Annotated in this window: 18 protein-coding genes; 8 read left to right on the top strand and 10 right to left on the bottom strand. The window is 72.3% G+C overall.

What is annotated here, in order from left to right; translation table 11 throughout:
• Positions 1–7 precede the first annotated feature (7 nt).
• The 6 genes from OM076_RS21705 to OM076_RS21680 form a co-directional block, all read right to left on the bottom strand.
• A complete protein-coding gene (locus OM076_RS21705) occupies positions 8–481 on the bottom strand; it encodes a cupin domain-containing protein (protein ID WP_372518070.1) in 474 nt (157 codons plus the stop codon).
• Between the two features lie 75 nt (positions 482–556).
• A complete protein-coding gene (locus OM076_RS46235; RefSeq protein WP_270042159.1) occupies positions 557–3,415 on the bottom strand; it encodes an AAA family ATPase in 2,859 nt (952 codons plus the stop codon).
• A 20-nt stretch (positions 3,416–3,435) separates the two neighbouring features.
• A complete protein-coding gene (locus OM076_RS21695; protein WP_270042158.1) occupies positions 3,436–3,720 on the bottom strand; it encodes a DUF4242 domain-containing protein in 285 nt (94 codons plus the stop codon).
• 107 nt (positions 3,721–3,827) lie between these two features.
• On the bottom strand, positions 3,828–4,211 hold the full coding sequence (locus OM076_RS21690; RefSeq protein ID WP_270042157.1) for a GlcG/HbpS family heme-binding protein: 384 nt from the start codon (positions 4,209–4,211) through the stop codon (positions 3,828–3,830).
• Between the two features lie 9 nt (positions 4,212–4,220).
• Positions 4,221–8,051 carry a DUF4062 domain-containing protein gene (locus OM076_RS21685; protein ID WP_270042156.1) on the bottom strand — a complete coding sequence of 1,277 codons (3,831 nt, stop codon included), beginning with the start codon at positions 8,049–8,051 and terminating at the stop codon, positions 4,221–4,223.
• A 23-nt stretch (positions 8,052–8,074) separates the two neighbouring features.
• Complete coding sequence (locus tag OM076_RS21680) at positions 8,075–8,635, bottom strand: TetR/AcrR family transcriptional regulator (RefSeq protein WP_270042155.1); 561 nt, start codon at positions 8,633–8,635, stop codon at positions 8,075–8,077.
• A 63-nt stretch (positions 8,636–8,698) separates the two neighbouring features.
• Between OM076_RS21680 and OM076_RS21675 the strand changes: the two genes are divergently transcribed.
• Positions 8,699–10,165, top strand: a complete 1,467-nt coding sequence (locus OM076_RS21675) for an MFS transporter (protein WP_270042154.1) — start codon at positions 8,699–8,701, stop codon at positions 10,163–10,165.
• 4 nt (positions 10,166–10,169) lie between these two features.
• Here OM076_RS21675 and OM076_RS21670 read toward each other — a convergent pair whose 3' ends face one another.
• Both OM076_RS21670 and OM076_RS21665 read right to left on the bottom strand, forming a co-directional pair.
• Positions 10,170–11,618 carry a purine-cytosine permease family protein gene (locus OM076_RS21670; RefSeq protein ID WP_270042153.1) on the bottom strand — a complete coding sequence of 483 codons (1,449 nt, stop codon included), beginning with the start codon at positions 11,616–11,618 and terminating at the stop codon, positions 10,170–10,172.
• A gap of 23 nt (positions 11,619–11,641) precedes the next feature.
• The gene (locus tag OM076_RS21665; protein WP_270042152.1) at positions 11,642–12,706 is read right to left on the bottom strand and encodes a class I SAM-dependent methyltransferase; all 1,065 of its coding nucleotides are present in this window, start codon (positions 12,704–12,706) and stop codon (positions 11,642–11,644) included.
• Positions 12,707–12,773: 67 nt separating this feature from the next.
• On the opposite strand from OM076_RS21665, the gene OM076_RS21660 reads away from it, so the two are divergent.
• Entirely contained in the window at positions 12,774–13,700 is a 927-nt protein-coding gene (locus tag OM076_RS21660) for a LysR family transcriptional regulator (protein WP_270042151.1), read from the top strand.
• On the opposite strand, the gene OM076_RS21655 is transcribed toward OM076_RS21660, so the two are convergent.
• Complete coding sequence (locus OM076_RS21655; protein ID WP_270042150.1) at positions 13,687–14,529, bottom strand: LLM class flavin-dependent oxidoreductase; 843 nt, start codon at positions 14,527–14,529, stop codon at positions 13,687–13,689. The genes OM076_RS21660 and OM076_RS21655 overlap by 14 nt on opposite strands.
• A 65-nt stretch (positions 14,530–14,594) precedes the next feature.
• Here OM076_RS21655 and OM076_RS21650 point away from each other — a divergent pair, with 65 nt between their 5' ends.
• Genes OM076_RS21650 through OM076_RS21635 form a run of 4 tightly spaced genes read left to right on the top strand, consistent with a single transcriptional unit; the run spans position 14,595 to position 18,257 of the window.
• Positions 14,595–15,275: a succinate dehydrogenase cytochrome b subunit gene (locus tag OM076_RS21650; RefSeq protein WP_270042149.1), complete on the top strand. Its 681-nt coding sequence runs from the start codon at positions 14,595–14,597 to the stop codon at positions 15,273–15,275.
• 20 nt (positions 15,276–15,295) lie between these two features.
• The gene (locus OM076_RS21645) at positions 15,296–17,191 is read left to right on the top strand and encodes a fumarate reductase/succinate dehydrogenase flavoprotein subunit (RefSeq protein WP_372518069.1); all 1,896 of its coding nucleotides are present in this window, start codon (positions 15,296–15,298) and stop codon (positions 17,189–17,191) included.
• Complete coding sequence (locus tag OM076_RS21640; protein WP_270042148.1) at positions 17,188–17,925, top strand: succinate dehydrogenase/fumarate reductase iron-sulfur subunit; 738 nt, start codon at positions 17,188–17,190, stop codon at positions 17,923–17,925. The genes OM076_RS21645 and OM076_RS21640 overlap by 4 nt, the downstream gene beginning before the upstream one ends.
• Positions 17,922–18,257 (top strand): hypothetical protein, encoded by a 336-nt coding sequence (locus OM076_RS21635; RefSeq protein ID WP_270042147.1) that lies wholly within the window; start codon positions 17,922–17,924, stop codon positions 18,255–18,257. Before OM076_RS21640 ends, OM076_RS21635 begins: the two co-directional genes overlap by 4 nt.
• 384 nt (positions 18,258–18,641) lie before the next feature.
• On the opposite strand, the gene OM076_RS21630 is transcribed toward OM076_RS21635, so the two are convergent.
• The gene (locus OM076_RS21630; protein ID WP_270042146.1) at positions 18,642–19,124 is read right to left on the bottom strand and encodes a hypothetical protein; all 483 of its coding nucleotides are present in this window, start codon (positions 19,122–19,124) and stop codon (positions 18,642–18,644) included.
• A gap of 79 nt (positions 19,125–19,203) precedes the next feature.
• Here OM076_RS21630 and zwf point away from each other — a divergent pair, with 79 nt between their 5' ends.
• Complete coding sequence (gene zwf, locus OM076_RS21625) at positions 19,204–20,619, top strand: glucose-6-phosphate dehydrogenase (RefSeq protein WP_270042145.1); 1,416 nt, start codon at positions 19,204–19,206, stop codon at positions 20,617–20,619.
• Positions 20,620–20,649: 30 nt separating this feature from the next.
• Entirely contained in the window at positions 20,650–22,248 is a 1,599-nt protein-coding gene (locus OM076_RS21620; RefSeq protein ID WP_270042144.1) for a hypothetical protein, read from the top strand.
• Positions 22,249–22,262: the final 14 nt, after the last annotated feature.

Genomic DNA, 22,262 nt, shown 5'->3' with positions numbered 1-22,262 from the left:
CGTCGCTTCAGAGCAGGATCTCCATGCCGTAGTGCTCCGCGGACGCGACCGCGCGCTGCATGCGCTCCGCGCGTTCGCGCTCCGACAGCTCAGGCGGCGCCGAAGTCCGCGTTGCCACGCGGTCCCCGAACTCGGCGAAGTAGCGCTCCAGGCCGGCGGGCGAGACCATGCACAGCATCCGGATCGTCCGCTCGGTCGGGTTGCGGAACGCGTGCGGGGCATTGGCGGGGATGTTCACCGTCTCCCCGGCCCGCGCGGTGCTCGTGACATCGCGGACGGTGACCTCGACGGCGCCCTCGAGGACGTGGAACATCTCCTCGAACGCATGCCGGTGCGGCGGTGGGCCGCCGCCGGCGGGGATCAGCATGTCGATCAGCGCGTAGCGCCCGTCCGTGTCCTCGCCGGACAGCAGGATGGTGTAGGTGTCACCGACGACCGCGAGGTGCGTGAGTGACGGATCGTCGGGGTCGGCGAACGCCATCGCCCGGCGTCCGTCATCGGGTGCGAGTTGGGACAAGTGGTCCTCCTCAGCGAATAAACGGATGAAATCGTCCGCTTATGATGACACAGTGTCGAGCAGGCCGAGGTCGGCGGCTCGGGCGGCGGCCTCGGTGCGGGTGCGGCTGCGCAGCTTGGAGAGGATGTTGCGGACGTGCATGTCGACGGTGCGCGTGCTCAGGACGAGTCGCGCGGCGATCTCGCGGTTGGTGAGACCCTGGGCCACCAGGCGCACCACCTCGACCTCGCGCCGCGACAGGCCCGCGGACTCGTGGTCGGCGGCGGCGCGGCGGCCGAGGTGGTCGATCACCGACACCCCGAGCGCGGCGACCGCCGAGGCCGCCTCCGCCGCCAATGACCGGGCGCCCAGCGCGCTCGCGGTCCGGTGGGCCTCGACGAGCTGGTCGAGCGCGGCGTCGCGGTCGCCGGTCGCCGCGAGCGCCGCGGCCGAGCGGACCAGGATCTGAGCGCGCTCGAAGGGGATGTTCAGCCCCGCGTGCAGCTCGGCGGCGCGGGCGAACTGCCCGGCCGCGGCATCCGCGTCGCCCTCGGCGAGCGCGGTCTCGGCGATCGCGCAGGCGAGCGCCGCCATCGCGTCCGGATACGCGGAAGACGCCACGATCGACGACAGCGCCTCGGTGCAGGCCCGGGCCAGCTCGAGGCGACCGTTGCCCGCGAGCCAGCCCGCCGACCAGCGCAGGCCCCAGACCGCGTAGTGGTGATCCTGACTGCGCTCCCAGCGCGCGAGCACGGTCCGGCAGTGCTCCTCCGCCTGGCGCGGATCGCCCTCGCGGGCGGCCAGCCAGGCCAGCGCCGCCGCGCTGTCGCATTGCATCGAGACCACGTTCAGCCGCGCCGACGTCTCCAGACAGCGGGTGAGGAGCGCCGCGCCCCGTGCGCTGTGACCGCGCCACACCTCGATCGCGCCGAGGACGCCGTCCGCGACCAGCGTCTGCTGGGGCAACGCCCCTGGCGCGATCAGGTCTTCGCAGAGCGCCTGTGCCTGATCCCACTCGCCGAGCTCGCGCAGGACGTACGCCATGCAGCTCAGGCAGGTGTGCTGGAGGCCGTCGCCGGACACCTCGCACAGCCCGAGCGCGGTGCCGAGCGCGTCGCGGGCGCCGGTGTAGTCGCCCGCGATCTCCTTCGCGGTGCCCAGGCGCTGGTAGACCTCGGCGGCGACCGGCGTCAGCTGCCGCTCGAGCGCGAGCGAGAGTCCCTCCTGGATCGTCGCGATCCCCTCGGCGAACGCGCCGCCCTTGGCTTGAGCGACGCCCTCCAGGCCCATCGCCCGCGCCTGCAGGTCCAGCCGCTCGGCGCGCAGCGCCTCCTCGCGTGCGGCGCGCGCCGTCGCGGTCGCCTCGTCGTGCTGTCCGGCCGATTGCAGGTAGCCCGCGACGACGAGCCGCTCGGCCGCGGCCTCGCCGGGCAGCGCGTTGGCCGCGAACGCCTCCGCCGCGACACGGCGCGCGGCCAGCGCGCGCTCACGGTCGCCCTGCAGGTCGTAGATCGATGCCATCCGCCGCTCGGCGTCGGCGAGCGCCCGGCCCGCGCCGGCCGCCCTGCGCGCGGCGACGACCTCGCGCTGGGCGCGCGCCGCCTCGGTGAGATCGCCGGCCAGCTCGGCGCAGTGGGCGTGCTGCTCCAGGGCCGCGAGCCGCTCGGCCCCCTGCTCGCCCTCCGGCCAGATCTCGAACGCCTGGCGACCGAGCCGCGTGGCATCGCGGTAGGCGTGGACCGCCGCGCGGTCGGCGATCGCCTGGCGCAGCGCGGCGAGCGCCCGCCCCGGATCGCGCGCGGCCAGCCAGTGGCCGGCGACCTCGCCGGAGTCGCCGCCGGTCGCCTGCAGCTCTTGCGCGATCGCGCGGTGCAGCGCACGGCGGCGCAGCCACGGCACGTCCTCGTAGATCGCGTCGCGCACGAGCGGGTGACGGAACGCCGCGGTGCCGCCGTCGCGCTCGACCAGCAACCCGCACGCCAGCAACTCGCCCACGCCCGCCTCGCCGGCGAGCCCGGCGACGATCCCGAGATCGAGCCGGGCGCCCGCGACCGCCGCGGTCTCGGCGGCGGCGCGGGCGGCGTCGCTGAGCGGCGCGACGCGCACGAGCACGGCGTCGCGCACGGTCGCGGGCAGTGGGACGTCGTCATCGAGCGAGAGCTCCAACCCGCCGGCGCCCGCCGTGAGGCGATCCGCGTGCAGCAGCGCCGCGGTGAGCTCTTCGACGAAGAACGGCGTGCCGCCGGTGCGGTCGTGCAGCAGCCGCGTCAAGCGCGGGCTCGGCGGCGTTCCCGCGAGCTGGGCGATCAGCTGTCCGGTCTGCGCTTCGTTCAGCGGCTCCAGCTCGACCTCCGCGAGCGCGCGGTCGCGCCGCAGATCGTGCCGCAGCCGGCGGAGCGGATGCGACCGCGTGAGCTCGTCGGACCGGTAGGCCCCGACGACCAGCAGCGGCAGCTCGCGCAGCGCGGTCGCGAGCGCCGCGAGCAGCTCGATCGTCGCCTCGTCGGACCACTGGAGGTCATCGAGGAGGACGGCCGCGGGGCGATCCGCGACGAGCCGGGCGAGCCCGCAGCGGATCGCCTCTACGAGCGTGGCGCGATCGGCGCTCGCGCGCGCCTCGCCCAGCTCGGGGAGCAGCACGGCGAGGTGGCTGCGCAAGGGCCCGCAGTCGTCCAGCCCGCCCGGCACGGCCCGCAGGTACTCGCGGAACGCACCCACGACCGGGCCGTACGGCGACCCGGCGGGCGTGGCCGCGCCGCGTACGAGACGCGGCGCGCCGGCGCCGAGTGCCTCCTCGGCCAGCCGCGTCTTGCCGACGCCGGCCTCGCCGGAGAGCAACAGCACGCCGCCACGCCCGCCGGCCGCGTCGGCGAGCACCGCGCGGAGCCGCTCGAACTCGCGCTCGCGGCCGATGAGCACGAGCTGAGTCTACGGGTTGCTCAGACGGGGAGCGAGCGCGGCCCGGTGCTGTCGAAGACGGCCGAGACCTCGGCCACCAGGTTCGCCGGGAAGCCGCCGCGGCGGGCGTGCTCGAGCACGTCCTCGGCGTTCTCGGCGTCGTGCACGCAGTAGATCTTGTCGCCCGCGACGTAGCTGTGACGCCACTCGTACGGACGCTCCAGGCACGACACGACCTCGTTGGACGTGGCGGTGATGCCGCGGAGCTCGTCGTCGGTCAGTTGCGACGCGCCGGGGATCTCGCGTTCGATCAGATAGGTCGGCATTTCGGGAGTCCTTTCGGGGAGGAAGGTTGGACCCCGAGGACGCTACGGATGCCGCGTTGCCGTGCCATCAGCAGGATTGCCGTATTGCCACGGCGGCACTGCCGTATTCACCCCTCCGTGCGCTCGATCGCCTCGAGCGCCAGCTGCTCGTCGACCTCGCCGGGCAACCCGCTGACGCCGACCGCGCCGATCCGCCGGCCGTCCTCGAAGACGGCGATGCCACCGAGGAAGAAGCTGAAGAAGGGGTCGAAGCTCGCGCGTTCGGCGGGGTCGGCGAGCGCCTTCTCGCGAAGCTCGCGCGTCGAGGTCGCGTCGCTGCGGGCGGCCGTGTAGGCCTTGCGCTGCGCGTTGATCCGCGTGTCCGGCGCTGCGCCGTCCATCGTCGCCGCGGCGACCAGCTCGCCGTGGGTGTCGGCGACGAACACCGACACGGGGCCGGAGGCGTTCGTGACCACGTGCTCGACGATCGCCTGCGCCCTGGCCAGCTGCATGGCGCGATCTTACGGCGTGCTGAGCGCCAGCAGGTAGACGGTGCCGCCGGTGTCGGTCGCGACGAGCGTGCGGCCTGCGACCGCGAACGCGGTCAACGCCGTCGCCCCCACGAAGACCGCGTCGCCGACGCGCAGCACCCCGTCCGTTCCGAGTGACACGACGACGTCATCGGCGAAGGCGCAGTCGAGCGACGGCGCGGCGTGGATTCGTCCCTCGCCGAGCACGTGCACGCCGTCCTCGCCCGCCACCGCCACGCGATCGCCGCTCGCGCAGAACGCCGCGAGCGGCCCGGCGCCCTCGTGCAGGACCGTGCACACGCCGCCGGAGACCGCGCAGAGCGCGTTGCCCGAGATGCAGAGCACGCGCTCGCCGTCGAAGGCGACCTGCGGCAGATGCGGCGGCATCGCGTCGCCCGGGAGCAAGACGGTGTGCGCTCCGACCACCAGCGCGCCCGGCTGCTCGAGCAGCGCGTAGCGCCCGTCGCGCGCGCGTGCCCAGCGGACGTTCTGGCGCGAGCGGAGCGCTTCCGGGAGCGCCGGGGCGAGCGAGAGGTCGAACGGGAACATCCGCGCGCTCGATGCGAGCAGCCAATAGTCGCCGGCACCGGCCACGGGCGCGGTCGCGTGCGGCGGCCCGGCGGCGTCCGCCGAGATGCGCACGCCGGTCAGCAGCGTCATCGGGTCAAGCCGGAACATCGCGATGTGCGACGCCTCGCCGTCCAGGTACAGCGGCTCGTCGCGCACCTTCGTCGCGGTGACGAGGTCGTAGTCGCGCTGCCGGAACGCGTAGTCGAACCCGTTCGGCGTTCCGCTCCACACGCTCGCGGTTCGCCCGTCCGACGCGATCGCGCAGAACAGCCCGTTCCCCGGCGCCGCCTCGGTCGCGCGGGCCAGCGCCGCCGCGTCCCACGCGCGCACGCGCCCGTCCAGCGAGGCGCTCGCCAGCACCTCGCCCGTGGGCGACAGCTGCAGCGAGCGGACCGTCTTCGCGTGGGCGTCCACCGACGCCAGACGGTCGCCCGTCCGGGTGTCGAAGAGCTCGAGCGAGCCGTCCAGCAGGCCCACCACGTAGCTCGCGCCGTCCGGCGAGAAGGCGACGGCCGACACCATCACGCGGAAGCGATGCTTGTGCACGACCTCGTGCGTCCGCGTGTCCCACACGACGCACTCGCCGAACGGCCCGACGTCGTCGGAGTACTGGAACTTGCCGCCGCCGGCCAGCAGCAGCGACCCGTCGGGCGAGCGGCGACAGCCCCACGCCTGGCCTTCGCCGCGCGGGAGACCAAGGCTCGCGACGAGCTCTCCGGCGACCGGGTCGTAGAGGTTGACGTCAGCGTCCGAGCACGCCAAGGCGATCAGCCCGCCGACCTCCGGGTCGCAGTCCTGGATGGTCTCATCGCCATGAAAGGTGTGCAGCAACTCGCCGCTGCGCGGGTCGTGGATCCGCAGGCCGAACCGGCCGACGGACAGCAGCCGGCCGTCCGGGAGGAAGCGGCAGCGCCGCGCGGAGTGCTCGAACACGCCCTCGCACATCACGGTCGCGTTGCGCGCGCGGTCGTGGACCCGCACGGACCCGTCCTCGCATCCGACCGCCACCAGATCTCCGTACGCCGCACACGAGTTGATGCCGCTGTCGACGCGCACCACCCGCTCGCGCCTGCGCCAGGTCGCCGTGTTCCACGCGATCACGGTCCCGTCGAGGCCCGCGCTCAGGAGGTCCGAGCCGGCGAACGCGACGTCGGTGACACCGCCGTCGTGCCCCTCGAGCGTCGCGAGCTCCGGCCCGCCGTCCGCGGGTGGATCGAGCCGGCGCAGCCACAGCGGCGGCTCACCGTCGCCCAGGGCGCGCTCCGCCGCCTCCCGGACCGGACCTGCGCGGCGCCAGTTGTAGGCGTGCTGGAGCGTGAACCCGCGCGTCGTCGCGTACCGCGACAGCGCGTGGCTCTCCTGGCGCACGAACGCCGCGAACGGCGCCGCCTCCACCGCCGCGTAGTCCGCGAGCAGCGCCGACGTCATGCCCGCGGCGCACTTCGCCTCGATGAACCGCAGGTCGGAGAGGACCTCCGCGGCGCGGGCCGTTTGCCCCGCCGCACCCAGATGAAACGGCAGCTCGGCGACCTTGCGCGCGTTCGGGACGCCGCCGGACCAGAGCGGGAGCGCGTCGAAGTAGGCGGCCAGGGCCGCTTGGCGCTCGGGCGTGACGTAGCGCGCCCGAGCGGCGTCGGCGAAGCTCGCGTGCAGGAAGTCGTAGCGCCCGGCGCGCCGCGCGGTGAACGCGCGCACCTGTCGCAGCAGCCCGTGCACCTCGTCCGCCAGGGCGGGGTCGCCGAGCGCTCCGGCGATCTCCGGCGCCGAGAGGCCGGCGCGGGCACACGCCAGCAGGCCGAAGACGTCCGGGGCGGCCTCGCCGCCGGCATCGCGCTCGATCCGCGCCAGGACGGCGTCGAAGGCGGACACGGCGTCCTCGCCGAAGCGCGCGTCGAGCTCCTCCTTCAGCGACGCGTGGGGCCCGAACACCCGCAACTCGGACAGCACGACCTTGAGGTAGAGCGGATTGCTCGCCGCCGGAAACGCGATCAGCTCCTCCACGAGCTCGGGAGCGAGCTCCTTCAGGTAGCCCGCGAGGTAGTCGACGACGAGGCGCCGGCGCGTGGCGGGGTCCTCGAACGGGGCGACCTCGTGCACGATCACGTCGCCGCCGGCGACCATGCGCTCGCCCAGCGCGCCCGGGCCGGCGAAGCTCACGATCAACCGGACGCCTTCCGGCAGCGTCCAGGGCAGCCAGTCGAGATCGTCGAGTCCGGCATCGAGCTGATCGAGGCCGTCGAGCACCACGGTCTCCCCCGCGAGCGCGTCGAGCCACGTGTCGCGCAGCGGCTCCTGCGGCGTCGCGCCGACCTCCTCCAGCAGCGACTGCAGCACGGTCTCGACGGCGGTGGAGCCGTCGCTGGCCCCGACCGACCGGCAGCGCACCAGCTCACCCGCCGCCCGCCTGCGCCGCACCCACCCCGCGAGGGCCGTCGTCTTGCCGATGCCACTGGGGCCGGTCAGCGCGAACAGCGTGTCGTCAGCGCCGTCCGCGTAGGCATCGAGCGCCGCGAACGTCGCCTCGCGCACGACCGTCGCCTCGGCGGCCGCCGCGAGCACCTGCTCCTGCTGGCCCAGCTCGCGTTCCAGCCGCCCGGGCGAGAATCCGGAGGCCCGGTCCGGGTGGTCGGCGAGGATCGCGGCCCGCAGGTCCTCGAGCAGCGGTTCGGCAAGCGGCCTCGCGTCGCACGCGAACTGCGTCAGGCGACCGCGACAGCGCTCCGCGTTGCTCTCCTCCGAGGCGCCCGGAAGGCGGAGCTCGGGCGTCGTCGCGTCAGGGTCCCAGACGGCGGAGTAGCGCCGCGTAACCTCGGCCTCGGCGCGCGCCCACGCTCGCGTCCGCTCGTGTGCCGCCTCCGGGTCGAACGCGGTCGTGTACAGCGCGGGCAGGCGCGGCGATGGGTCGCGCAGGTACGCCAGCACGTGGCAGGGACCCGCGAGCGCGTGGGCGAGCTCGAGCTCGGTGACCGTCGCGCCGCGCTCGACGATCGTGCCGCGCCGCTGGCCCAGCAGGCACAGGAACAACGGCTGCGACGCGTCGATCGCCGCCAGGCACTTGCGCACGATCCCCGTCATGTCGGGCTCGACGACGCCCCACCGCAGGTCGATGTCCACCAGCCGCAGCCGCCGCTCCTCGCACCACTCCTGCAGTTCGGGCAGCACGCGCTTGACGAGGTAGTCGCGCTCGGCGTGCATGTCGTCGAACGTGCTGCTGATGAACAGCCCTACGCGCTGCCATCGCGTTGCGTCCACCAGCCAACCCTAATACGGGGCGCTCAGCGCTGCAGGCCGTCGAGCGCGAGCTCGACCATGCGCCGCCACGCGGCCTCGCCGAGGTGGCGGGTCGCGCGGGCGGAGGTGATGACCAGTGTGAGGTCCAGGCGTGTGGCATCGGCGCGCAGCGCGCCCTGCTCGCGGGCGCGCGCGACGAGCTGGTCGAGCTGCGAGCGCACGCGCCGGCGCGCCTCGCGGACCGGGGCGTCGGCCGCGGCGATCGCGAACGCGTGGGCCGAGATGTCGTCGGCCGCGCGGTCGCCGAGGATGTAGTCGAGCACCTCGCGAATCGCCGGCCACGCCTCCTCCTGCGCCAGCGCGGCGTCGAGCCGGGCGCTGATCCGCAGCATGCGCCGCTCGGCGAGCGCGGCGACGAGCTCGTCCTTGGAGGGGAACTGGCGGTACAGGCTGCCGACGCCCGCACCGGCGGCGCGGGCGACGGCCGGCATCGGCGCGTCGAGCCCGAACTCCGCGTAGACGCGCTCCGCGGCCTCGAGGAGGCGCTCGCGCTTGGCGTCGGCGGGAAGTGTCGACCAGTCAGGTGTCGTGAGCGCGGAATGCACGTTCCGGGCCATGGTAACGTCTACCGCGGAACGGGCATTCCGCTCGGCCCTCCTCCCCACTTCATGACTTCCACCGTCGAGGCGACACCCAAAGCTGCCCGCGCCTACGTGCCCGCGCTGATCGGCATCGGGCTCGTCGTGTCGGTGATCAGCTCGCTCGGCGCGCCGCTGATCCCGACGATCGCGCGCAACCTGCACGCGAGCCTGAGCGCGACGCAGTGGTCACTGACCGCGACGCTGCTCGTCGGCGCCGTCGCGTCCCCGCTGCTCGGCCGCCTCGGCGACGGTCCGCACCGCCGGACGGTGCTCGTCAGCGCGCTCGCGGTCGTCACCGCCGGCGGCGCCCTCGCGGCGCTCGCCCACTCGCTGGGCATGCTCGTCGCCGGTCGCGCGATGCAGGGCCTCGGGCTCGCGCTGATGCCACTGACGATGGCGTCCGCCCGCGACCACCTGCCGCGCGAGAAGGCGACGCAGACGATCGCGATCCTCTCGGTCGTGGGCGCGGCCGGGGTCGGTCTCGGCTACCCGATCACGGGCTTCATCGCCGAGTACCTCGACGCCTCGGCGGCGTTCTGGTTCGGCACGCTGGCGAGCGCCACGGCGCTCGTGCTGGCGGTGCTGTTCGTGCCGGCTCCGGCCGCACGCGGCGAGCACAGCTCGCTCGACCTGCTCGGCGCGGCGCTGATCGGCGGCGGCATCCTCTCGCTCCTGCTCGCGCTCGAGAAGGCGCCGGACTGGGGCTGGGCGGCGGGCAAGACCATCGCGCTGCTCGCGCTCGCCGTCGTGCTCCTCGCCTTGTGGACCCGCAACGAGCTCCGCGTCGACGCGCCGCTGGTCGAGCTGCGCCTCCTCAAGCAACGCGCGGTCCTGACCGCGAACGTCACCGGGCTCGTGCTGGGCATCGCGATGTACCTCGGCATCTCACTCGTCACCCAGGTCGTGCAGCTCCCGGCAGGCATGGGCGAGACGGTCTTCGTGGCGGGCCTGACGCTGTTGCCGCTGTCGATCGTGTCCACGTTCGCGAGCCGCCTCGTGCCCCGCGCTCGCCAGCGGATGGGGCCGCGCGGCGTCATCCCCGCCGGGTCGGCCGCGATCGCGCTGGCGATGCTCTTCTTCGCCCTCACCGGGACCGCGCTGTGGCAGGCGTTCGTCACGATGGGGATCGTCGGGCTCGGCCTCGGCCTGACCTTCGCGGCGATGCCGGGCCTGATCGTCGCGTCGGTCCCCAAGGACGAGACGAGCAGCGCGATGAGCTTCTATCAGGTGACCCGCTACGTCGGGTTCTCGATCGGCAGCGGCCTCGCGGTGACGCTGCTGCGCGCCTTCGACGGCGGCGCCGCGGTGCCCACCGCGGACGCCTACTCGAAGACGTTCGCGGTCGGCGCGGGCCTCTGCCTCGTCGCCGGCGCGGTCGCCTACATCGTCCCGGGCCGCACTCTGAGCGCACCGCCCGAGACGCCCGAGGAGCACGAGCTGGAGGTCGAGGAGGGCGAGCTCGCCTCCGCCGGCCTCCAGCGACTCGAGCAGTGATGGGTTAGTAAGCCTCTGGCTTACTAACTGAGCGCAGCGCTTGGCCGACCAGGCCGATCAGCAGCGCGGCCAGGACGCCGAGCCCTGCCGCCGCCCACGCGCCCTCCTTGCCGCCGAGGCCGAGCGGGCCGAGTAGGTAGCCCTGCCACGTCAGCCAGCTCGCGAACGTGTTGGTGACCATGCCCCAGCCGACGGCCGTCCCGCCCGCGACGAGCGCCAGCGGGAGCCAGCGCACGTCGCCGTAGCGCCCACGCGGGTCGAACAGGTCCGCCTCCACGTAGTCCTCGCGGCGCAACGCGACGTCCGCGAGCATCACGCCGCACCAGGCCGCGATCGGCACGCCGAGCGTGATCAGGAAGCCCTGGAACTGGGCGAGGAAGTTGTCCGTGAAGAAGACGACGTAGATCGTCCCGGCGACCATGATCACGCCGTCCACGCCGGCGGCCAGGTAGCGCGGGATCGGCAGGCCGGCCGAGAGCAGCGCGAGACCGGAGGAATAGATGTCCAGGACCGCGCCGCCGATCAGGCCGAGCACCGCGGTGATCGCGAACGGGACCAGGAACCAGGTCGGCAGGAGCGTGGTCAGGGCGCCGATCGGGTCCAGGCCGATGGCGTCCGAGAGCTTGGTCGAGGAGCCCGCCAGCAGCAGCCCGAAGATGACGAGGATCACGGGGCCGATCGCCCCGCCGAACGTCGTCCAGCCGAAGACGCCGCGGCTCGAGACGGTTCTCGGCAGATAGCGCGAGTAGTCCGCGGCGGCGTTCACCCACCCGAGGCCGAAGCCGGTCATCACGAAGACCAGGCCGCCGACCAGCTGCTGCGTCGACCCCGCCGGATGCGCCGAGACGGCGCTCCAGTGGATGTCGTCCGCCACCAGGATCATGTAGACGACGGTCAGCACGCCCGCGACGACGGTGATCACCGCCTGGACGCGCATCACGGTCTCGAACCCCAGGACGCCCGCGGCGACGGTGATCGCTGAGACGACCAACAGCGCGACGATCTTGGTCCCGTCTCCCCCGCCCCAGCCGAGGCGGGTGAAGACGGTCGCGGTCGCCAGCGTCGCGAGCACGACGAGCACGGTCTCCCAGCCGACGGTCAGCAGCCACGAGAGCGCCGACGGAAGCCGGTTGCCGCGCACGCCGAACGCCGCGCGCGAGAGCACCATCGTCGGCGCGGAGCCGCGCTTGCCCGCCAGCGCGATGACACCGCAGAGCGAGAAGGAGACGACGATCCCGACCACGGCGGCGGCCACGGCCTGCCAGAACGACAGCCCGAAGCCGAGGATGAACGCGCCGTAGCTGACACCGAGCACGGAGATGTTGGAGGCGAACCACGGCCAGAACAGGTCACGGGGCGTGCCCTGGCGCTCGTCCTCGGCGATGACATTGATGCCGTTGAGCTCGACGCCGCGAGGCGCGCTCTCGGCCGGAAGGTGTTCGAGGGCGCTCATTGCGCGGACAAAGCTATACCTCCCTACGGTCGGGCTTCGAACACCAGGTTCAACGGCGTCGCGGCCGCTTGGCGGAAGTGCTCGAAGCCGGCCGCCCGCACGACCTCCTCGATCCTGGCGGGGCCGGCCTGCGCGCCCAGCGCCAGACCGACCTCCTGCGAGAGCGACGCCGGCGTGCACAGCAGTGTCGAGAACCCGTAGTAGGCACGGCCGACCGGGTTGAGGTTGTCCTCGACGCGATCGCCGGCGGCAGGCTCGACGATCATCCAGACCCCGCCGGGCGCGAGCGTCTCGAGGACGTGCTCGGCCGCTCCGACCGGGTCGCCCATGTCGTGCAGGCAGTCGAACATCGTCACGAGGTCGTATTGCTCCCCGGCGTAGCCATTGGCCGGTGCGACCTCGAAGCGCACGCGGTCCTGCAGGCCGGCCTCCAGCGCTCGGCGGCTCGCGATCTCGATCGATCCGGCGTGATAGTCCGAACCGGCGAACGCCGAGTTCGGGTAGGCGGCGCCCATCAGGATCGTCGACGCGCCGTGGCCGCAGCCGACGTCGGCGACGCGCGCCCCGCGCTGGAGCCGTTCGACGACGCCATCGAGCGCCGGCAGCCACGCGTCGATCAGGTTGGCGTTGTAGCCGGGCCGGAAGAAGCGCTCGCAGCCGTCGTGGACGTGGTGGTTGTGCTCGCCCCAGCCCACGCCCGCGCCGCTGCGCACGGCCTCGGTGATCCGCGGCGAGTCGAGCACCGAGCCGATCGCGATCTCGAAGAACCCCGGAAGGAACGCGGGGCTGGATTCGTCGGTGAGCGCGACGGCCTGCTCGGGCGGGAGCGTGAAGCGCCCGCCGTCGTAGTCGACGTACCCGCCGGCGGCCTGGGCGCTCAGCCACTCGCGCACGTAGCGCTCGTGGGTGCCGGTGCGCGCGGCGAGCTCCTCCGGCGTGAGCGGCCCGGCCGCGGCGAGCGCGCGGTAGAGCCCGAGCCGGTCGCCCATCACGACGAGCGCGGCGTTCAGCGTCGCGCCGACTTCGTCGACGGCGCGGAAGACGAACTGCTCGAGCTTGGCGGGGTCGAGTTGCTGGGTGGCAGTCATGGGCCGAGCCTGGATCTCCTCGCGATTAGTTGCAATTGCGAATCGCGCAGGTCTATAAGTCGCACTGATGCTCGACGTGCGCCGGATGCGAGTGCTGTCGGAGGTCGCCGCCCGCGGCTCGTTCTCGGCGGCGGCGGAGGCGCTGTCGCTCACCCAGTCGGCGGTGAGCCAGCACGTCGCGGCGCTCGAGCGCGAGGTCGGCCAGGCGCTGGTCGAGCGCGGGACGCGCCCGGTCGAGCTGACCGAGGCAGGTCACGCGCTCACCCGCCACGCGACCGGGATCTTCGCGCGGCTCGACGCCGCTGAGCAGGAGCTGGGCGAGATCGCGGGCCGCCGGCGCGGGCGGCTGCGGTTCGGCAGCTTCCCGACGGCGCTGGTCACGCTCGCCCCGCCCGCCTTCGCACACTTCCGGCGACGCCACCCGGACGTCACGCTGACCGTCGTCGACGACCACCTGCAGCGGCTGCTCCCGCGGCTCGCGCGCGGGGAGCTCGACCTCGCGCTGATCTACCGCCACGAGACGCTCACCACGGCGGGCGACTTCGACTGCGACGTGCTGCTGGAGGACGAGTTCCGCGTCGTGCTGCCCGCGCGCCACCGGCTGACGCGCCGCACGCGCCCGCTCGAGCTGGCGCAGCTCGCCACCGAACCGTGGATCGGCGGTGCGCCCGACAGCGCGTGGTACCGGATCGCGAGCCATCACTGCCGTGCCGCCGGCTTCACGCCCGAGGTCGCGTTCACGTCCGACGACTACGCGGCCGTGCAGGCGCTCGTCGCCGCCGGGCTCGGCGTCGCGGTGATCCCCGGGCTCGCGGTCACGCATCCGCTTCCGGGGGTCGAGGTGCGCGCGCTCGCCACGAATGCGCCCGTGCGGCAGATCTGCGCCGCGCGTCCCCGCGACGGCTACCGCGGGCCGGCGGTGACCGCGATGCTCGAGAGCCTGTCGCGGGCGGCTCAGGCGCTCAGCCCGGATCCACCGATCAATCGTGGATGATCGGTGGATCCGGGCTGGGCGGGTAGGCGGCGGCGATCCGCTCCACCTGCCGTCGTTCATCGCCGAGCGGCCACAGGTAGACGCGCCGGCACCCGGCTTGCGCGTAGCGCGAGAGCAGCTCGGCGCAGTGCTCGGGTGAGCCGATGCAGGTCGTCGCGCGCAGCACCTCCGGCTCCCGGCCCAGCATCGGCGCCAGGACGTCGCGCAGCATCCGCTCGGCGCTCGCGCGGTCGTCCGTGACCCACGTCCACATCGTGGCCAGCGCGTTGGGGACGTCCCCGAGCTGCGTCAACCCGGCGGCGAAGCGCTCCGGCGTCGTGTTGTACGCCGACGCCAGCCAGCCGTCGCCCGCCGCGGCCACGCGCCGGAGGCCGGCCTTCGAGCCCCAGCTCGCCACCCACAGCGGGATGCCGGTGCCCTCCAGGAGGGCGCGCAGCGCCTTCAGCGCCTCGTCGTAGCGCGCCCAGCGCTCCTCGAACGGGATTCCCACCGCTTCGTAGTCGTGCCGCGACGAGCCCGCCCCGATGGCCGCGATCAACCGGCCGCCGGAGAGCAGGTCGGTGGCGGCGAGCGCCTTGGCCACGGCGACCGGACCGCGGACGACGGCGAGCGAGGCGGTCGTCGCCAGGGTCATGGAACCCGAGCGCTCGATCACGCTCGCGAGCGCCGTCGGCCCGTCCAGCCACGGGCGCTGGAAGACGAGATGGTCGTTGGCCGCGAGGGCGGCGAACCCGCACTCCCGCGCGGTCTCCGCGACGTCGCCGACGCGCTCCGCGGACAACGGCTCGCCGGCGAACGCCAGCAGCGGGAGATGCACACCGAGGTCCACCCGCCGATTATCCCGGCACGGCGTAACCGGTTAGTCCACACCCTGCGGGCTAGGATCGCTGGCACATGAGCGCCGCGCTCGGAACGCGGCCGTCGCTCTACTCAACGGCGGTCGGTAAGAAGTACGTGATGGCCATCAGCGGGATGGTGCTGATGGCGTTCATCCTCGCCCACATGGTCGGGAACCTGAAGATCTACTTCGGGGCGACCGCGCTGGACAACTACAGCCACTGGCTGCGCGAGGTGGGCGAGCCGGCCCTACCGCGTCAGGTGCTGCTGTGGGCGGTGCGGATCACGCTGCTCGGTGCGGTCACCGCGCACATCGTCACCGCCTACCAGCTGACGATGATCAACCGGCGGGCGCGGCCGGAGGCGTATCGCTCCAAGCGCGACTACGTCGCCGCGGACTTCGCGAGCCGGACGATGCGCTGGACGGGGATCATCGTGATCCTCTTCGTCATCTTCCATCTGCTCGACCTGACGTGGGGGCCGGCGAACCCCGATTTCGTCAGCGGCGACCCGTACCACAACGTCATCACGAGCTTCGAGCGCGTGCCGGTGGCGATCGTCTACATCGTCGCGAACCTCGCGCTGGGCGTGCACCTCTACCACGGCGCGTGGAGCCTGTTCCAGAGCATGGGCTGGACGCGGCCCTGGCGGCGCCAGTTCGCGACCGTCTTCGCCGGGGTGATCGTCCTCGGCAACGTGTCCTTCCCGCTCGCCGTCCTGTTCGGAGTGGTCAATTGAGCCCCGTGGCACTCGAGTCGATGATCCCTCCGGGGTCGATCCAGCGCGCGTGGGACAACCATCGCTTCACCGTCCGGCTGGTCAACGCGTCCAACAAGCGGCGCTTCAAGATCATCGTCGTCGGCACCGGCCTGGCGGGCGCGTCGGCCGCCGCGACCTTGGCCGAGCTCGGCTACGAGGTCGAGGTCTTCACGTTCCACGACACGCCGCGGCGGGCGCATTCGATCGCCGCCCAGGGCGGGATCAACGCGGCGAAGGACTACCGCAACGACGGCGACTCGATCTTCCGGCTCTTCTACGACACGATCAAGGGCGGCGACTTCCGCTCGCGCGAGGCCAACGTGTACCGGCTCGCGCAGGTGTCGAACGAGATCATCGACCAGGCGACGGCGCAGGGCGTGCCCTTCGCGCGCGAGTACGGCGGGCTGCTCGACAACCGCTCGTTCGGCGGCGCGCAGGTCTCGCGGACGTTCTACGCGCGCGGGCAGACGGGCCAGCAGCTGCTGCTCGGCGCCTACCAGGCGATGATGCGCCAGGTCGCCACCGGCAAGGTCAAGCTGCACACGCGCACGGAGATGCTCGACGTCGTGGTCGAGGACGGCGTCGCGCGCGGGATCGTGACGCGCGACCTGCTCACCGGTGCCGTGCAGTCGCACTCGGCGCACGCGGTCGTGCTCGCCACCGGCGGGTACTCCAACGCGTTCTTCCTGTCGACCAACGCGAAAGCGTCCAACGCGACCGCGATCTGGCGCGCCCACAAGCGCGGCGCCGCGTTCGCCAACCCGTGCTTCACGCAGATCCACCCGACCTGCATCCCGCAGTCGGATGACACGCAGTCCAAGCTCACGCTGATGAGCGAGTCGCTGCGCAACGACGGGCGCATCTGGGTGCCGATCGCCGTGGGTGACGACCGCGCGCCGAACAAGATCCCCGAGGACGAGCGCGACTACTTCCTCGAGCGGCGTTACCCGGCGTTCGGCAACCTCGTCCCGCGCGATGTGGCATCGCGCGCGGCCAAGGCCATGATCGACGAGGACCGCGGCGTCGGCGCGCGCCGCAACGGCGTCTATCTCGACTTCGCGGACGCGATCAACCGGCTCGGCATGGACGTCATCCGCGCCCGCTACGGGAACCTCTTCCAGATGTACGAGCGCATCACGGGCGAGGACCCGTACCAGGTGCCGATGCGCATCTACCCCGCGCCGCACTACACGATGGGCGGCCTGTGGGTCGACTACGACCTGATGACGACGGTCCCCGGCCTGTACGCGATCGGCGAGGCGAACTTCTCCGACCACGGCGCCAACCGGCTCGGGGCCAGCGCATTGATGCAGGGGCTCGCCGACGGCTACTTCGTCTTGCCGGTGACCATCGGGGACTACCTCGCGCCGATGCTCGGGCAGGAGCCGCTCGATACCGGCCATGAGGCGTTCGCGGCCGCCGAGGCGCAGGTCAGCGAGCGGGTGCATCACTATTTGAACAGCGAGGGCGAGCACACGGTGGACTGGTTCCATCGCGAGCTCGGCAAGACGTTGTGGGACGCGTGTGGCATGGCGCGCAACGGCCCCAGCCTCGAGCACGCGATGGCGGAGATCGCGGCGCTGCACGAGCGCTTCAAGGCGGGTGTGAAGGTGCTCGGCGACGATGAGTCTTTGAATCAATCCTTGGAGAAGGCGGGCCGCGTCGACGACTTCTTCGAGGTCGCGCAGCTGATGTGCCGCGACGCGCTGCACCGCGAGGAGTCCTGCGGCGGGCACTTCCGCGAGGAGCACCAGACGCCCGACGGCGAGGCGCTGCGCGACGACGACCACTTCGCCTACGTGGCCGCGTGGGAGTACACGGGCGGCGAGCCGATCCTGCACAAGGAGAACCTCACGTTCCAGCACGTGCGGCCGAGCCAGCGGAGCTACGCATGAAGCTGACGCTGCGCGTGTGGCGCCAGACCGGGCCCGACGCCCCGGGTGACTTCGAGACCTACCAGATCGACGATGCCACCGAGGAGATGTCCTTCCCGGAGCTGCTCGATCTCCTGAATGAGGGGCTGACCGCCGGCGGGCGCGAGCCGGTGGCCTTCGAGTCCGACTGCCGCGAAGGGATCTGCGGCGCGTGCGGGCTGATGATCGACGGCCAGGCGCACGGGCCGCAGAAGGGCACGGCGACCTGCCAGCTGCACCTGCGGCGCTTCAACGACGGGGACACGGTCGTGGTCGAGCCGTTCCGCTCCGCCGGCTTCCCGATCGTCAAGGACCTGGTGGTCGACCGGTCCGCGTTCGATCGCATCATCGAGGCGGGTGGGTTCATCACCGCGCCCACGGGCTCCGCGCCGGACGCGAACCTGATCGCGGTCCCGAAGGAGGACGCCGACCGCGCGATGGACGCGGCGACCTGCATCGGCTGCGGCGCCTGCGTCGCCGCGTGCCCCAACGGCGCCGGCCAGCTCTTCACCGCGGCCAAGCTCGCCCATCTCAACACGCTCCCCCAGGGCCAGCCCGAGCGCGCGAAGCGCACGCTCGCGATGGTCGAGCAGATGGAGGAGCACTTCGGCTCCTGCACCAACCATCGCGAATGCTCCGCCGCCTGCCCGAAGGAGATCAGCATAGATTTCATCGCGATGCTCAATCGCGATTTCCGGAAGGCCCGCCGCTCGTGAACGCTTCCCAGATCGAGCGCCTGCTCGCGTCGATCCCAGAGAAGATCGAACCGCGCCACCGCAAGCGCGTCATGGGCTACGCCGCGACCGCACGGCGCATCGACGCCCGCATCAGCGCGCTGCGGGTGAGCCTCGAGCGCGCGCTGCGCGCCGTCGACGACGACGTCGCCCGCGGGCTCGGCGACAAGTCCGCGGACCGCGCGCTGCAGCTGGCGCAGGAGCTCGAATCGCTCGAACGTGTCCAGCCGCGCGTGGACTCCTGGCTGCGGGTGGCCGTCGGCGCCGTCGCCGACGACCCGGGCCTCGAGCCGTTCGGCGAAGGCCCGGTCTAGCGAGGGACGAAAGTCAACTGCGCCGGGTGGGGAGGGGGAAGTGGCGCGCCCTTCGTTGCTGACTGCCGTGAGTCCGCCTCGCGGCTCGGCTCTGTTGGCTCGAATCGCCGTGCCGGGATACCGACAGTTACGGGCGTGGTGCTGACACCCCGATCCGCGCCGGGGCTTCCGGTGATCGGTTTCGGCGAGCAACGAAGTCATGCGCGAGGGGGTGATGAACAAATGAGTCCTGTGAGGACTCATTTGTTCATCACCCCCCAACGCGCCAACTCGACCAGTTCGAACCTGATCGACACCCGCGCGCGAAGCCTCAAACGCGCACGGTCGACCACGGCGGCTGGGACGAGACCCCTCCCCCACCCGGCGCAGTTGACTTTCAAGCACCTAGCCCGTCGAGCCCAGGACCTCTTCGAGCTTGTCGAGCATGCGCTGCTCGCCCTCGCTCACGCGGACGGCGTGGAAGCCGAAGAAGCCGCCTTCCTTCGCCGCGTTCGCCGCCTCGCGAGCCGCATCCCAGAGCCAGGTGCGGTAGGCGGCGGCGTCCTCCTCGCTCGACTTGGCGGTCACGATGGCGTTGACCGCTCCGAGCTCCTCCAGGATCTCCTGACCCGCGAGCGCGCCCTTGGGCTTGAAGTCACCGAACGGGCGCTTGTGCGCCTTGGCGTCCGCGGTGGCCTCCGCCCCGACCGCAGCGACCAGCTCGCCGCGCTCGCTCGTCTCGGTGACGACCCGCAAGGCGGCCGCGGTCTCCTTGACGAGCTCGATCGGGCCGCCGGGATCGGAGAGGGAGATCGCCATGCCCGCGATGAAGGGCGCGCGCTTGAGCCGCGTCCATTCCTCCTCGGTGAAGTCGGCCTTGCCGGTCATCCCGCCTCCTTGTCGCCGTCAGGTGTCGAGGGGCGAGTCTGCCATGCCGCGACTCATCCGGCCGTGCGACAGTCACGGGATGCAAACGCCTGAAGCGACCGTGATCGGGTTGGTCGGCGGGACCGGCGACCTCGCCCGGCGGATGGTGATCCCCGGCTGCTTTCACCTCATGGTCGCCGGCCTGCTGCCCGAGCAGTGCCGGATCGTCGGGCTGGCGCTCGACGATCTCGACGACGACGGCTTCAAGGAGGTCGTGCGCCACTCGCTCGACGAGCACGCGCGGATCGCGGTCGAGGACGAGGCGTGGGAGCGCTTCGCGGCGATCATCTCGTTCGCCCGTGCGCAGGACGCGAGTGACTACAAGACGGCCTTCGAGCAGGCGGAGCACGCGCTCGGCGGCGCTCCGCGGCGGCTCTTTCACCTCGCGGTCCCGCCGTCGGCGGCCGCCTCGGTCGTGCGGACGATCCAGGACGCGGGCCTGGCCGACAAGGACCGCACGCGCGTGATCCTGGAGAAGCCGTTCGGCACCGATCTCGAGTCCGCCCGCGCGCTCAACGCCGGGCTGCACGAGGTGCTCGACGAGGGCCAGATCTTCCGGATCGACCACTTCCTCGGCAAGGAAGGGCTGCAGAACATCCTCGCGCTGCGGTTTGCCAACGCGTTCATCGAGCCGGTCTTCAACCGCGACCACGTCGACTCGATCCAGATCGACGTGCCGGAGCAACTGACGATCGTCGGGCGCGCCGGGTTCTACGAGCAGACCGGCTGCCTGAAGGACATGGTCACGACCCACCTGCTCCAGGTGCTCGGGTTCGTCGCGATGGAGCCGCCGGTCTCGCTCGCCCCCGAGCCGCTGCGCGACCGCACGGGCGACGTCTTCGCTTCGCTGCAGCCGATCGACCCCGCCGACGTCGTCTACGGCCAGTACGACGGCTACCGCGACGAGCCGGGCGTCGCGCCCGATTCGAGCGTCGAGACGTTCGTCGCGGCACGCGTGGAGATCGACTCGTGGCGCTGGGCCGGCGTGCCGATCTTCCTGCGCACCGGCAAGGGGATGGCGGTGTCGCGCGAAACCGTGACCGTCGTCTTCAAGGAGCCGCCGATGCAGCTCTTCGAGCACGCCCCGGAGGTCCACGACGCCCGCAACGCGCTGCGCTTCGAACTGCACGACCCGCCCGGCATCGCACTCGAGTTCCTCGGCAAGCAGCCCGGCCCGCACCTGACCGTCGAGGAGTCAGAGCTCGACTTCGGCGTCCGCGCCGCCGACCGCGACAAGCTCCTCGCACCCTACGAGCGCCTCTTCCACGACGCGCTGGTCGGCGACCAGACGCTCTTCACGCGCGCCGACGGCGTCGAGCGTGTCTGGGAAGTGGCGGCGCCGCTGCTCGCCCACCCGCCGGCGCCGAAACCCTACGCCCAGGGCAGCTGGGGCCCGGACGAAGCGCAGCAACTCACCGGCCCGCGTGGCTGGGAGCTCTCCGCGCGACACGCCTAAACGGTCAGAAAGTGGGCATACGGTGGGGGCATGCTGCGCAGCGTCCTCACCGTTGGCGTCTTCCTGATCCTCGCCGCGCCCGCGGGCGCGCAGGAGCGGGTGTGCCATGGGCAGCTGGCACCCCCGCCGCCGGCCACGCAGGCCGAGCAGGAAGTGGCGCGGCTGCAGGACTTCGCACGCCAGCGGGCGCAGTTCGGGTTCCGGTATGACATCCCGTACGTGCGCGAGCTGGTCGCGCGCGGTGTGTGGGAGTACGATGTCGGCTACATCCCGGTCACGCCGCGCGAGAACCGGTACCTCAAGCTGCGCGACGAGCTCGAGCTCGGCGCCAAGGCCGAGCGCTACCTGCGCGAGCACCGGGACGTCGACGGCGGCGTGAACGTCCGCGACGCCTGGCCGCGCGACCCGTATCTCGAGGTGCGGTTCACGAAGGACGTGACGCGCAACGTCGCCGCGATCAAGCGGCTCGCGCGCGATCCGCAGCACGTGCGCGGCGCGCGAGCGCGCTACAGCCTGCGCGAGCTCGAGCGGCTCAACGATCGTGTCTACGGCGAACGCAAGGCGCTCGCGAAGGCGGGCTTCCACCTCGTTTCCTCCTCGGTCGCCTTCGCGGGCTACGTCGAGCTCGACGTGGTCACGCGGCGCACCGACGCGCGGACCTACTTCCGCAAGCGCTATGGCGCCGGCGCGTTCAAGCTGACCGTGTACATCGGAGACGAATACAGCCTCTCGTGCGCCGCCGCCTCCAGCTATGAGATCGCCCCCGACGGCCTGGCGCTGACGGTGCGCTGGAACAGCGGCGGCGGGGCGAAGCCGATCAGGATCGAGGTCACCGAGTTCGCCGACCACGTCGAGGTGGGCGCCGTCGAGCGGATCTACAACGGGCCGCGGAACGACGACGCGACGATCCTGTCCCTCGCGGGCGCGCTCACGGCACCGCTCGGGGACCGGCCGGTGATCGACGCCGCCAACGGCCTGCGGCTCCGGCAGCGCGGGGCGGGCCCCGGCGACCCGGCGTGCCCGGCGAAGCCCGCGCCCTCGCGCCTGGAGCGGGCGATCGAGGCGCGGCGCATGCGCGGGCTCCCCACCGACCCGGCGTATGTCCAGCGCCAGCTCGACCGTGGCCGGCTCACCAGCCAGGCCGAGGAGCGCTGGGCGAAACGGCTCTCAGACCTGGTCGACGACGAGCGCCTGGACGCCTACCTCCGCAAGCACGCCGACGACTTCGCGGGCTCGCAGCCGCTCGCCGTCTACCCGGACCCTCCGCGGGTCGTCTTCCGCTTCACCCGCGATCTCGACGCCCACTTGGCGGCCTTGCGCAAGCTCACGAAACATCCGGAGGCGGTGTCCGTCGAGCAGGCCACCTATCCGATCGCCCAGCTGCGGACGGTCGACGACGCGATCGAGGCCGAGCTCGAGGCGGGACGAGGTTTCCTCGATGCGTTCGGTGATGCCGGCTTCTACGTCAGCTCCCACTACGCCGACGACGCCGCGGACGTGGTGGTCGTCAGGGTCGTGACGCCGCGCGGCGACGCCGCCGAGTACTTCGCCGCGCGCTTCGGCGCGGCGGTGCGGGTGGAGGTGATCGGCGACCGTTACGAGTGCACGGTCGCGGACGCCTACCGATGAGACACGCCGCCGCC

The organism is Solirubrobacter ginsenosidimutans (genome assembly GCF_027587205.1).
This window is presented reverse-complemented; position numbering and strand designations above follow the sequence as displayed.